The organism is Vibrio sp. A1-1, from assembly GCF_021728175.1.
GTDB lineage: Bacteria > Pseudomonadota > Gammaproteobacteria > Enterobacterales > Vibrionaceae > Vibrio > Vibrio diabolicus.
Window position 1 is genome coordinate 145,772 of sequence record NZ_JAKKCL010000008.1, and the last position, 13,241, is coordinate 159,012.

9 protein-coding genes are annotated in these 13,241 nt (G+C 46.9%); 1 reads left to right on the forward strand and 8 read right to left on the reverse strand.

All coding sequences use genetic code 11. The features are described 5' to 3' along the window. Positions 1 to 3: 3 nt before the first annotated feature. The 6 genes from parC to nudF all read right to left on the reverse strand — a co-directional run bounded on the left by parC (position 4) and on the right by nudF (position 7,016). Positions 4 to 2,289, reverse strand: coding sequence for a DNA topoisomerase IV subunit A (gene parC / locus L3V30_RS13410; RefSeq protein ID WP_164666723.1), 2,286 nt, complete (start codon positions 2,287 to 2,289; stop codon positions 4 to 6). 3 nt (positions 2,290 to 2,292) lie between these two features. Continuing rightward, a complete protein-coding gene (gene parE, locus L3V30_RS13415; protein WP_006743361.1) occupies positions 2,293 to 4,173 on the reverse strand; it encodes a DNA topoisomerase IV subunit B in 1,881 nt (626 codons plus the stop codon). Between the two features lie 249 nt (positions 4,174 to 4,422). Next, positions 4,423 to 5,007 carry an esterase YqiA gene (yqiA, locus tag L3V30_RS13420; RefSeq protein ID WP_046874000.1) on the reverse strand — a complete coding sequence of 195 codons (585 nt, stop codon included), beginning with the start codon at positions 5,005 to 5,007 and terminating at the stop codon, positions 4,423 to 4,425. Between the two features lie 47 nt (positions 5,008 to 5,054). Continuing rightward, positions 5,055 to 5,861, reverse strand: coding sequence for a 3',5'-cyclic-AMP phosphodiesterase (gene cpdA, locus L3V30_RS13425; protein ID WP_046874001.1), 807 nt, complete (start codon positions 5,859 to 5,861; stop codon positions 5,055 to 5,057). Between the two features lie 61 nt (positions 5,862 to 5,922). Then, positions 5,923 to 6,366: a DUF1249 family protein gene (locus L3V30_RS13430; protein WP_005395930.1), complete on the reverse strand. Its 444-nt coding sequence runs from the start codon at positions 6,364 to 6,366 to the stop codon at positions 5,923 to 5,925. Then, positions 6,366 to 7,016 carry an ADP-ribose diphosphatase gene (gene nudF, locus L3V30_RS13435; protein WP_170892353.1) on the reverse strand — a complete coding sequence of 217 codons (651 nt, stop codon included), beginning with the start codon at positions 7,014 to 7,016 and terminating at the stop codon, positions 6,366 to 6,368. The genes L3V30_RS13430 and nudF overlap by 1 nt, the downstream gene beginning before the upstream one ends. Before the next feature lie 229 nt (positions 7,017 to 7,245). Here nudF and tolC point away from each other — a divergent pair, with 229 nt between their 5' ends. Next, the gene (gene tolC / locus L3V30_RS13440; RefSeq protein WP_053808562.1) at positions 7,246 to 8,610 is read left to right on the forward strand and encodes an outer membrane channel protein TolC; all 1,365 of its coding nucleotides are present in this window, start codon (positions 7,246 to 7,248) and stop codon (positions 8,608 to 8,610) included. A gap of 178 nt (positions 8,611 to 8,788) precedes the next feature. On the opposite strand, the gene hldE is transcribed toward tolC, so the two are convergent. Next, positions 8,789 to 10,219: a bifunctional D-glycero-beta-D-manno-heptose-7-phosphate kinase/D-glycero-beta-D-manno-heptose 1-phosphate adenylyltransferase HldE gene (gene hldE, locus L3V30_RS13445; RefSeq protein ID WP_012842166.1), complete on the reverse strand. Its 1,431-nt coding sequence runs from the start codon at positions 10,217 to 10,219 to the stop codon at positions 8,789 to 8,791. Between the two features lie 67 nt (positions 10,220 to 10,286). Beyond that, positions 10,287 to 13,130 (reverse strand): bifunctional [glutamate--ammonia ligase]-adenylyl-L-tyrosine phosphorylase/[glutamate--ammonia-ligase] adenylyltransferase, encoded by a 2,844-nt coding sequence (glnE, locus tag L3V30_RS13450; RefSeq protein WP_237309080.1) that lies wholly within the window; start codon positions 13,128 to 13,130, stop codon positions 10,287 to 10,289. Between the last annotated feature and the right edge of the window lie 111 nt (positions 13,131 to 13,241).

Genomic DNA, 13,241 nt, shown 5'->3' on the forward strand with positions numbered 1-13,241 from the left:
GCGTTACTCGCTATCGCTTGGTGTTTCCGTCGTATCGGAATCGTCCAGCTCAACCTCAATGCGAGTGACTCGCTGCAAACCTCTTGGTAATAACCCACCTCGGCGACCACGTTCGCCACGGAAGTTATCAAGGTCAGACGGTTTAAGACCCAACTTTCGCTTACCCGCGTACAGCGTTAACGATGCACCTTTTGGTAAAGACATTAAGTGAGATAGTACTTCTTCTCGCTCTTTTGCTTTAGCAGCAGGAATATTGATGATCTTATTCCCTTTACCTTTCGCCAGTTGTGGCAGGTCTTTGATTGGGAACAGCAGCATGCGACCTTGGTTAGTGATTGCTAAGATTTCATCAGAATCTAAATCTTCAATCGCTTTTGGCGTCATGACCTCAGAGTTAGCCGGTAAAGTGACCAGCGCTTTACCACTGCGGTTTTTAGACAGCAAGTCAGCGCCTTTACATACAAAACCGTAACCTGCATCAGAGCCCACCAGCCACAGCTGATCTTCTTCACTCATGATCACTTGGCGAATACTGCTACCAGCCGTAATATTCAAACGACCGGTAATCGGCTCACCTTGACTACGAGCAGAAGGCAGCGAGTGTGATTCCAGAGAGTAACTTCGACCGTCACTACCTAGGAATACCGCTGGCTGATTACTCTTACCTCGCGCATGCGCTAAGTATTTATCACCCGACTTATAGTTCAGGCCTTCTGCATCTACGTCATGGCCTTTCGCGTGACGAATCCAACCTTTCTCAGAAAGCACAACCGTGATTGGTTCGCTTGGAACAAGATCACGTTCAGTAAGCGCTTTTGCCTCTGCACGCTCAACCAATGGAGATCGACGGTCATCACCGTATTTCTCAGCATCCGCTTTGATTTCTTTTTTCAGTAGTGTGTTTAGACGACGCTCAGAACCGAGCAGCTGTTCTAGCTTCTCACGCTCTTTCTCTAGCTCGTCTTGCTCACCACGGATCTTCATCTCTTCTAGTTTGGCTAGGTGACGAAGTTTGGTGTCTAGAATCGCATCCGCTTGGATATCGGTAATACCAAAACGTGCCATCAATACCGCTTTAGGATCATCTTCAGTACGGATGATCTCAATCACTTCATCTAGGTTTAGGTAAGCAACCAGCAAACCTTCCAAAATGTGTAAGCGAGCCATGACTTTGTCTAGGCGGTGTTGTAGACGACGACGTACGGTCGTGCGACGGAACTCAATCCACTCTGACAGAATTTGCACCAGACCTTTAACTTGAGGACGATTATCCAAACCAATCATGTTCAAGTTAACGCGGTAGCTGCGCTCAAGATCCGTTGATGCGAACAAGTGGTTCATCAACAAATCACAATCGACGCGGTTTGACTTAGGAACCACAACGATACGCGTTGGGTTCTCGTGATCCGACTCGTCACGAAGATCGTCAACCATTGGCAGCTTCTTCGCTCGCATCTGGTTAGCGATTTGCTCAAGCAGTTTTGCACCCGATACTTGGTGTGGCAGAGAGGTGATAACGATATCAGCCCCTTCTTTGTGCCATACCGCGCGCATCTTGATGCTGCCGCGACCATTGCGGTAAATCTTCTCAATATCCGCTTGCGGCGAGATGATTTCTGCTTCTGTTGGGTAATCCGGACCTTTAACATATTGCATCACGTCCGGCAGTTCTGCTTTCGGGTTGTCGATCAAATGAATAGTCGCATCTGCGATTTCACGAACGTTATGCGGTGGGATATCTGTTGCCATACCAACCGCAATACCGGTTACACCGTTAAGCAGGATATGAGGCAGACGTGCTGGCAACATTTGTGGCTCTTTCATTGTGCCATCAAAGTTAGGTTGCCATTCAACCGTACCCTGGCCCAGTTCGCCTAGCAATACTTCAGCAAACTTAGACAGTTTTGCTTCGGTATAACGCATTGCCGCGAATGATTTCGGGTCATCTGGCGCACCCCAGTTACCTTGACCATCCACTAATGGATAGCGGTAAGAGAATGGCTGAGCCATCAATACCATCGCTTCGTAACACGCTGAATCACCGTGCGGATGGTATTTACCTAACACGTCACCAACGGTACGTGCAGATTTTTTGTATTTTGCTGATGCAGAAAGACCAAGCTCTGACATCGCATAAATGATGCGTCGTTGAACCGGCTTTAAGCCATCACCAATGTATGGCAAGGCGCGGTCCATGATTACGTACATCGAGTAGTTCAGATAAGCGTCTTCAGTGAACTTGCGCATTGGCAACTGTTCGACGCCATCGTAGGTAATTTCTGTAGACATCCGTTACACCTCTGCCAAGTCGCCGTTGTTTTGTAGCCAAGAACGACGGTCATCTGCACGCTTTTTACCTAGCAGCATGTCCATCATTTCCATGGTCGCCGTAGAGTCGTCAATGGTTAACTGCACTAAGCGACGCGTGTTCGGATCCATGGTGGTTTCACGCAACTGAAGTGGGTTCATCTCACCCAAACCTTTGAATCGTTGCACGTTGATTTTGGCTTTCTTCTTCGACAAGCGCTCTAAGATGCCATCTTTTTCATCGTCATCGAGGGCGTAGAACACTTCTTTCCCGCAATCGATTCGATACAGAGGCGGCATCGCCACGTAGATATGACCCGCTTCAACCAGTGCACGGAAGTGACGAGTGAACAGTGCACAAAGCAGCGTTGCGATGTGAAGACCATCCGAGTCCGCATCGGCAAGGATACAGATCTTACCGTAGCGCAACCCCTCAAGGTTATCGCTGTCAGGATCAATCCCCAAAGCCACTGAGATATCGTGTACTTCTTGAGACGCAAGAACTTGATCGGCAGAGACTTCCCACGTGTTCAAGATCTTACCACGCAGTGGCATCACGGCTTGGAATTCACGGTCACGTGCCTGTTTTGCCGAGCCACCCGCAGAGTCACCCTCCACAAAGAAGATTTCAGTGCGACTTAAGTCCTGTGCTGAACAGTCGGTCAACTTGCCTGGCAGTGCCGGGCCGGACGCCACTTTCTTACGTACGACTTTTTTCGCTGCACGCATACGACGGTGCGCGTTAGCGATACAGACTTCTGCCAATTGCTCTGCTAGCTGAGGCTTTTCGTTCAACCAAAGACTGAACGCATCTTTTACTACGCCAGAGACAAATGCCGCGGTTTGACGAGAAGACAGACGTTCTTTGGTCTGGCCTGCAAATTGCGGATCTTGAATTTTAACCGACAACACGTAAGAACAGCGGTCGAAAACGTCATCACCCGTTAGCTTCACGCCACGAGGTAATAGATTACGGAACTCACAGAATTCGCGCATCGCTTCTAACAAGCCTTGGCGTAAACCATTAACGTGCGTACCACCTTGAGCGGTTGGGATCAGGTTAACGTAGCTTTCGGTGATCATCTCACCACCTTCTGGCTGCCAAATTACCGCCCAGTTTGCTGCTTCGGTATCCGCCAAGAACTCACCAGTAAATGGTTCTTCAGGAATAACTGGGTAGCCTTTTACGCCTTCCGCAAGATAGTCTTTAAGACCGTCTTCGTAGTACCACTTATAGTCTTTACCATTAACTTTGTCGGTTAATGTAATCTCTAGGCCCGGGCACAAAACCGCTTTTGCGCGCAGGTTGTTGACTAAGCGCGTAACAGAGAAGTTAGCCGAATCGAAGTACTTCGCATCAGGCCAGAAATGCACGCTGGTACCGCGATTGCGACGACCACATGTGCCGGTTACGGTCAGGTCAGAGACTTTATCACCGTGTTCAAATGCAATTTCATACACTTGACCATCACGACGAACGGTTACTTCAACGCGTTTTGACAACGCGTTTACTACCGAAATACCTACCCCGTGCAAACCACCAGAGAATTGGTAGTTTTTGTTAGAGAACTTACCACCTGCGTGCAGCTTGCATAGGATTAACTCTACGCCTGACACTTTCTCTTCTGGGTGGATATCAACAGGCATGCCTCGACCATCATCGATCACTTCTAGTGATTGGTCGGCATGTAGGATGACTTGTACTTTTGAGGCATGTCCGGCTAGCGCTTCATCGACACTGTTGTCGATAACTTCTTGGCCCAAATGGTTTGGGCGCGCTGTATCCGTATACATCCCTGGTCGGCGACGTACTGGCTCTAAGCCATTCAGTACTTCAATGGCACCAGCATTATATTGTTCAGTCATAATACGGAATTATTCTCAAAGTTTACTTGTTGCCTGAATATCACCAATGGGTGACCCCATACTCAGGAAACGAAAAAGCCACCCTGTTCACATCACTAAGTGCTTGTAAACATGATGCATAACAAAGTAGCCAGGGTCCTCGACCCTTAAGATCTTTTGGCAAAACATAGTCGGAAAGCATACCGCCCATGTCAAGAAACGGTTGGATATATCAATAAAAACTATGAGCCTTTTCCAATCGCTTTCGAATTACAGTTCTAGAAATTCGATAATCTGTGCAGGATAACGCTCAAAGCCTACAAAACTGTGATCACCGCCTTGTTCTACTGTTTGCTTAGCGTCTGCAAACTTATCTACCGCTTGTCGATAGTCTAAAACCTCATCTTCTGTTTGCTGCAACAACCAGAAAGAATGTGGCGACGCGATGCTTTGTACATCAAGAGCTTTTAACTCGTCAATATGACAAGCTTCAAGTGTATAGGTTTCGTGCGTATAAGGGTTAGTTTGCTCACCCAAATAATCTACTAACAACTCATAGGGCTTAACCGCGGGGTTGACCACAACCGCTTTAAATCCAAACTTGTCATTTAGCCACATTGACATAAAGCCGCCTAATGAGCTGCCCACCAGACCAATGTTATAGTCGTCTTTATATTGCTCGATGATATCCAACAACATTTTCGCCGCTTGTTGAGGATAACAAGGTAACTGGGGAACAATCACTTTGATATCAGGACGATGCTGCTCGCAGTATGCTCTCATCACATTGGCTTTCATTGAGAGTGGGGAGCTGTTAAAACCATGGATATACAGAAGAAGTGAAGGTTTACTCATAGATATCTCGCACAAAAAAGCGAGCCCGAACATAGAGCTCGGGCGCGTTAGTATCCGTTAGAAGAGAAGTCTGGTTGGAACTGACCATCAGGAAGTCGGCCCACTTGAGTCGTAATATCACCACAAGCATGCAGCTGCAGTTCACGCCAACCAGGCGAAGTCGTATCGAGGGCAAAATCATCCGAGTTAGGCTTAAACTGAACACACGTCGAGGGTGTTGCCATCACTCGAATGCCATTATGAAGCACATTCATGTCTTGATGAACATGACCACAGAGAATACCTTTCACGTTATCAAAACGATCGACAACCTGCCAGAACGCTTCGGCATCTTTTAAGGTATGTTGATCAAGCCACGCGCTTCCCACTAATAATGGATGGTGATGCAGCAACACAAGTGTGTGCCTTTCTGGGTGTTCTGCTAACTTTTCTTCGAGTAACGCTAACTGCTGATCACTCAAGCGTCCGTGGGGAACGCCAACAACTTGCGAGTCTAAAAGAACCAACTGCCAATGCGCGCCAAGCAATACATGCTCTGCCGCTTTGATTTGTTGCGAAGGTAATACACTGCCCATATTGGGCTTGTAGTCATGATTACCAGGCAGCCAAAAGCAGTCTTTCTCTAGCGGTTCAATGCCTTCGGCAAAGCGCTGGTAAGATTCTGCACTATGGTCTTGGGAAATGTCCCCTGTCGCCAAGATGTAATCAAACGTCACGTTGCGGCGTAAAACATCAGCAACAACAGCGTTAAAGCTATCGGCCGTTTTTACGCTCAGCAAACTTCCCTCATCGGCAGCAAACAGATGAGTATCCGTAATTTGTAAAAGTTTGATGCTGTCACTAGATGATTGCAAAATGAAAACCTGATTCGTCCACTATATCGTTATTTGTTATTTTCCTTTAGTGACGTGACGATCAATTGAAGGCAAGTGGTGTTCTACTGATACCACTTCGTAAACAAAACGTCAGCCATTCACCGAGGAATGTGTTTAGTTGATGCTTTTCATCTTTCTGCATCAGTTGGTCGTTGGGATAATCATACTTAGCTTTTATGCGAGAGAACTCTCCGCTTGAGCATACTTCGGCTACTCTCGCATCGTGATAAAGCCTGACAGACATCGTCGGTAAAGGAAACACTGGCGTTTCATCACTCTGACATATCTCAACAACTGTGGTGTATTTTGTGATTTCATTCACGGTCAGTTGGTAAACCATGTTCGCCGCTTGATAGCAGCGTACATCCCCAACTTCGGCAGAAGCAGGCAATAAGGCGTTCAATTTAGCGTAGTTGGTCTCATAGGTTCTCATTAGACCCGCTAAATCAACATGATACCTCTGTTTTTCAGCCACTTGTGCCATTACTTACTCTCCACCATTTGGGGTTGTCCCCACTGTGACTTCAACTCTTGATGGTTTAATTGCAACCATTGCAACGCAATAATCGACGCACCATTTTCAAATTTTCCGTCTTTCACCCATTGATATGCTTGCTCACGACTTAAAACATGCACGCGAATATCTTCATTCTCATAGTCTAAACCATGAATGCCGTGCGCTTTAGATGCGTCCACTTCACCAACAAATACGTCCAACTTTTCCGAGCAACCGCCAGCTGAAGGATAATAAGAAGTGACTGGCGCAACACGCCCCACTTGTATCCCCGCCTCTTCGACAGCTTCTCGGCGAATGACGGCTTCAGCTGATTCATCACGGTCAATCATACCCGCGACAATCTCTAGCTGCCATGGGTATTGATGCTCTAAGGCTCCTACTCGAATCTGTTCAATGATAACCACTTGATCCGTATTTGGATCATAAGGAAGCATCGCTGCAGCATGACCACGCTCGAACATTTCTCGTTCGACAACCTCGCTCCAACCTCCAGCAAATAGCTTATGCTGAAAGCGATATTTCACCATTTTGAAAAAGCCTTCAAATAAGGTTTCTTTCGAGATGACTTTTACATCTTGCGAAGTAAAATCCTTTTGTTGTTTGTCACACTGTTGCATTCGACACCTCTCTGAGTGAATCTTGTAGTTTACTCATTGTTATTCGCTTGCTCAAAGGACTTGGCTCAACTTTTTGTACAATAGTTACAAATTAATTTAAGTCTTTGGTGAAAATTTATTGCACAACTGGATAATTACGTGTAAAAAAGTGCAAACTTTAGAGTAAATATCGTGCAAATTGAGTTAAACTACTGAGAATTAACCAATCTATTGACCGCGGGAATGGAAAATGAAAAAATTGCTTCCACTATTTATCAGTGCAGCGCTAGGTAGCATGAGTACGTCTGCGTTCGCAGACTCTTTGGCTGAAATCTACGACTTAGCAAAACAAAATGATCCACAATTGCTCAGTGTAGCAGCACAACGTGACCAAGCTTTCGAAGCAATCACCTCAAGCCGTAGTGCTCTATTACCACAAATTAACCTCACTGCGGGTTATAATCTAACTCGTGGTGATAACGATTATAACGATGGTGCTCTGGGCAAATCTTCTAATGATCAAGATGCTCTAACTGCTGGTGTAAGTTTCTCACAAACTCTGTACAATCGCGCATCTTGGATCTCGCTAGATACCGCTGAAAAAAGTGCTCGCCAAGCAGACGCAACTTACGCTGCGACTCAACAAGCACTAATTCTTCGTGTTTCACAAGCGTATTTTGAAGTTCTACGCGCACAAGACAACCTTGTCTTCGTCCGTGCAGAAAAAGCCGCAGTTGGTCGTCAACTAGAGCAAACAAAACAGCGTTTTGAAGTAGGTTTATCTGCGATCACTGACGTACACGACGCGCAAGCTCAGTACGACCAAGTACTGGCGGATGAAGTGTTAGCAGAAAACGCACTGACTAACAGCTACGAGTCATTACGTGAAATCACTGGTCAAGAGCACAAAGATCTCAACATCTTAGATACTCGCCGCTTCACTGCTAGCCCATCGACCGTGCCTGCTGAATCACTAATTGACGAAGCAAAAACCAAAAACCTGACCTTGCTATCTTCACGTATTCTTCAAGATATCGCACGTGACAATATTTCACTAGCAAGCTCTGGCCACCTACCAACGCTGTCTCTAGATGGTGGTTACAATTACGGAGATTACTCAGGCACGGATAACACATTCAATAGTGGCCTTAACCGTAATGCCAATAGTGACCGTACTAGTGACAACTTCAATATCGGTGTGAACCTTGCGGTGCCGCTATACACGGGTGGTAACGTCACCTCTCAAACCAAACAGGCTGAATACGCGTACGTGGCTGCAAGTGAAGATCTTGAAGCACAATACCGTAGCGTAGTAAAAGATGTTCGCGCACAAAACAACAACATTAACGCCTCTATCGGCGCACTACGTGCTTATGAGCAAGCCGTTATTTCTGCGCGCTCTGCACTAGAAGCAACAGAAGCAGGTTTTGATGTGGGTACTCGTACTATCGTAGACGTGCTAGACGCAACTCGTCGTCTATACGATGCGAATAAAAACCTATCGAACGCTCGTTACGACTACATCTTAAGTGTTCTTCAGCTACGCCAAGCCGTTGGTACGCTAAGCGAACAAGACATCTTAGACGTTGATGCAGGTTTGAAAGCGGCAAAATAATTGCTGACTGAATGCTTCAGTTCTCAATAAATAAAAACGCCAGTTGATTTATCAGCTGGCGTTTTTTATTGCTTATAGTTCAGTTCCTAAAAGCGCTTCAGAACATCAAGTATTAAAAAGGCCGCACTTGGCGACCTTTTACAAACAAATAGCGTTTCAATGCCAACAAATCGTAGGCTTAGCCCTTACCGCCTTTGATTGCATTGATGATTTCACTGGTTGAGCAACCATCCTCAAAGTTCAATACACGAACTTCGCCACCTGCAGCAATGACTTCTTTACCACCAGCAATCTCTTCTGGTTTGTAGTCACCACCTTTTACTAGCAAGCTTGGCAGAACTTCCGAGATCAAACGTTGCGGCGTATCTTCACTAAATGGTACAACCCAATCCACAGCGCCCAAACCTGCCAATACCGCCATGCGGCGATCGGTTGGATTCACAGGACGACCAGGCCCTTTAAGACGCTTCACTGATTCATCGGTATTCACCGCAACAATCAGGCGATCACCAAGTTCTGCAGCGTGATTGAGGTAAGAAACATGCCCAGCGTGAAGAATATCAAAGCAGCCGTTTGTCATAACGACTTTCTCGCCACGTGCACGTGCTTTTTTCACTGCTTCAATCAGCGCTTTTTCTGAAATCACACCGTAATCCGTGTCTTGGCTGCCATGTACCGCTTCTGCCAGTTCAATTTCAGACAAGGTCGAGGTACCAAGCTTACCAACAACAACGCCTGCCGCAGCATTCGCTAGTGCACACGCTTCTTCGAAGGATTTGCCTGCGGCAACAGACGCTGCCAATACAGAGATAACCGTGTCGCCCGCACCTGTCACGTCGTACACTTCTTTCGCTTGAGTCGGAAGGTGGAATGGCTCTTGACCACGGCGGATCAACGTCATGCCGTTTTCACTACGCGTAACCAGTAGCGCTTCAAAATCAAACTCTTCAACAAGCTGAAGTGCTTTTTCAACCAGCTCTTGGTCTGATTTTACTTTGCCAACGACATCTTCAAACTCTTTCATGTTTGGTGTTAAGAGTGTCGCGCCGCGGTAGCGTTCAAAATCCGCACCTTTAGGGTCAATGAAAACTGGAATGTTTGCTGCGCGCGCTTTTTGGATGTATGCCTGAACATGCTCTAACGAGCCTTTTGCGTAGTCAGACATAATCACGGCTTTAACGTTTGGCAGAGCGGCATCCATACGCGATAGCACAGGTGCAGAATCCGTGTTTTCAAACTTATCTTCGAAGTCGAGACGAATAAGCTGTTGTCCACGGCTCATTACGCGAAGCTTCGTGATCGTTGGGTAATCAGGCAGTGCAACGAAATCGCACTTCACATTGAGTGAGCTCAGCGTCTCCGTCAGCACTTTTGCAGGCTCATCTTCCCCTGTTAGACCAACAATGTGAGCATGGCCACCTAGTGATGCGATGTTCATCGCAACGTTCGCAGCACCACCAGGACGCTCTTCATTGTTTTCTACTTTTACAACAGGAACCGGCGCTTCAGGAGAAATGCGTCCGGTTGGGCCATACCAGTAACGATCTAGCATGACATCACCGATGATGAGCACACCAGCGCTGTTGTAATCAGGTAGAATTGGTTTCATTATTGGTCTCCAAAAATTAAATCGAAGTGAGTTTATCACAGCCCTTATCGAGGCTAAATATATGGTCTTAACTGAACCACTGATTCCAAGCCTGTTTTACCCACTCCCTTTCGGCAACAAACTTATCTTCCACCACATCAGCATCTAAATTGAGTAGATTTCTTCGGTGTATTTCGTTTCGCATTGTCGTGTAGGCACGTATCAACTGCATTGCCTGGTCTTCGTCCATGACATTTTGTGCAATGAGCGTTTCAAAGATGCGCACATTATCACACCAACGCGTTAATTTCGGCTTATCGTGACTATAGTTGAGCACTAAGTACTGAGCGAGAAATTCGATATCGGTAATCCCTCCCACATCTTGCTTGAGCATAAAACGGCCGGGCTTTTTCCCCCCAAGATGACCGCGCATTTTCTCTCTCATTTCGACAACGGCTTTTTTCAGTTCCGCCCGATCGCGCGCTTTGCACAACACATCATGTCGCGTATTGTGAAATGCAATAGCAAGGGGTTCATCGCCGTAAATCAAGCGCGCGCGCACAAGTGCTTGATGCTCCCATGTCCAGGCTTCTTGATGCTGATAATCGTCAAACGCATCGGTTGGGCTAACCAACAAACCTGACGCGCCAGACGGGCGCAAGCGGGTATCGACTTCGTACAAAATGCCGGAAGCGGTGCGAGTCGAGAAAATATGGATGATGCGCTGCGCTAGGCGAAGGTAGAACTGACGACCGTCGATTTCCTTTTTGCCATCTGTATAGACATTGACTGGGCAGTCATGCATGAAGACGATATCCAAGTCGGAGTTATAGCCGAGTTCCCAGCCACCGACTTTGCCATAGCCAATGACGGCAAAACCCTTGCCTTCACGATCTTTCACATGCGTTGGCTCGCCGTATTTTTCGGACACTTGCAACCAAGCCTGACTGACCACAGCATCAACGATAGCTTCCGCCAAATAGGTTAAGTGATCACTCACTTTCATCACCGGCAGTGCACCAGCAATATCCGCCGCCGCAATACGTAAAATGCAGATTTGCTTAAACTGGCGCAACGCTTCCATTTGCTGCTCCATATCATCTTCTGGAATACGGGCCAGATAATCACGCAGCTCTGTACGGTAACTGTCTAATGGGATTGGATTGTACAACTGTGCAGGGTCGATCAACTCATCGAGTAAGATCGGATACCGAGATAGCTGCTCTGAAATCATTGGGCTTGCGGTACACAAACGCACGAGCTGTACTAAAGCCGCTGGGTGCTCATCCAATAACTCCAGATAAGTCGTACGAGTGCAGATATTGTGCAGTAAATGCAGCACTCGCGGTAAACCAAACTGTGCATCAGGGTGAGCAAACACCGCATCAAACACCTTCGGCATCAAACGGTTTAACACTTCTCGTCCACGCGGTCCTAACGTTTTTTTAGCCAGATCGGTTTTAAAGTTGATGATGGTTTTCGCGCATGAAGCAAAGTCTTCAACCTGAATATCCTGCTGCAAGATATGTTCAAGCACATCTTGTTTGTTCGCCATATCCCATAACTCATGAAAATGACGAGCAACCGTAGTGCCCTCGTCTTCTTCATCATCACCAATTAACGACTCAAATACTTGATGGACATTCGCCATGTGCTGCTGAGTTTGCTCAATCAGTTGCTCCCAAGAGGTCATTTGCATCGCGGTGGCGAGCTTTAAGCGTTCGGTTTCGCAATCAGGCAGCGTCTGGGTTTGCTTATCCGCCATCGCTTGCAACAAGTTTTCTAATTGACGCAAGTACTTGTATGCAGCTTCTAGACTGCTGACTTCTTGCGAAGTGAGTAACGCCAGCTCTTCAATGCCTTGCAGCGTTTCCAACAACCCTCGATTACGAAGAGAAGGCTCGCGCCCCCCTCGAATTAATTGAAAAACTTGGGCGATAAATTCAATTTCTCGGATGCCACCTGCGCCTAACTTGATGTTGTTGTTCAAACCTCGGCGACGAACCTCACTACTGATCATCGATTTCATCCGACGCAAAGACTGAATCGCACTGAAATCAATATAGCGACGAAAAACAAAAGGACGCAGCATTTGGCGTAGCTCTTGGTATTGCGGGTACATTTCGCACCCCATCACTCGAGCTTTGATCATCGCGTAACGCTCCCAGTCACGTCCCTGTTCTTGATAGTAATCCTCTAGTGCCGCATAGCTCATGACTAATGGACCACTCTCACCAAACGGACGCAAACGCATGTCTACGCGGTAACAGAAGCCATCGAAGGTTTGTTGGTCGAGCGCTTTGATGATGCGTTGACCAAGACGAGTAAAGAACTGGGCATTGGCAATGCTGCGGCGCGCGCCTTGTGTCTCACCGTTTTCTGGATACGTGAAAATCAGATCGATATCGGATGAAAAGTTTAGCTCGCCGCCACCCAGTTTCCCCATGCCGATAATCAACATCGGCTGTACTTCACCTTCCTCACTCGTCGGCGTTCCCCACTCCTGACAACACGCTTGATATTGCCATTGATAGGTTTCAAAAATCATCGCTTCTGCCAACTCGGATAAGTGGCTTAAAGAAGCTTCTAGCGACCATGTATGCGTGAAATCCTTCCACGCAATGTACACCATTTCTCGGTTGCGAAACTGACGCAACACGCGATGACCAGACATCTCATCCGGGCATTGTCCCAATAGTTCAGCAAGACGTGAGCGGTAAGATTCCTGACGACTTGGTTGCGCTAACATGCTTGGCAACTCACGGGCTAAAACTTCATCGCGATGAATGGCTTCGGTAATAAACTGGCTTAAGCCCGCCACATAGCGAAATTGCTGCGCAATCTCATCTGGCCAAAGGGGAAAATAACCTGCCTCTTGAGCATTTTGTACGGCAGATTCAGCGATAGAAATCAGTGGCGAAGGCAGCTGCATTTTTCTTCCTTGTTTGAAAAGCACGGTAACTCATTCTTTATACCAGACTTAAAGCAAATAAAAACGCCCACAAAAGGTTTGTGGGCGTTTTATCAAAAGTTCTGGATGGAA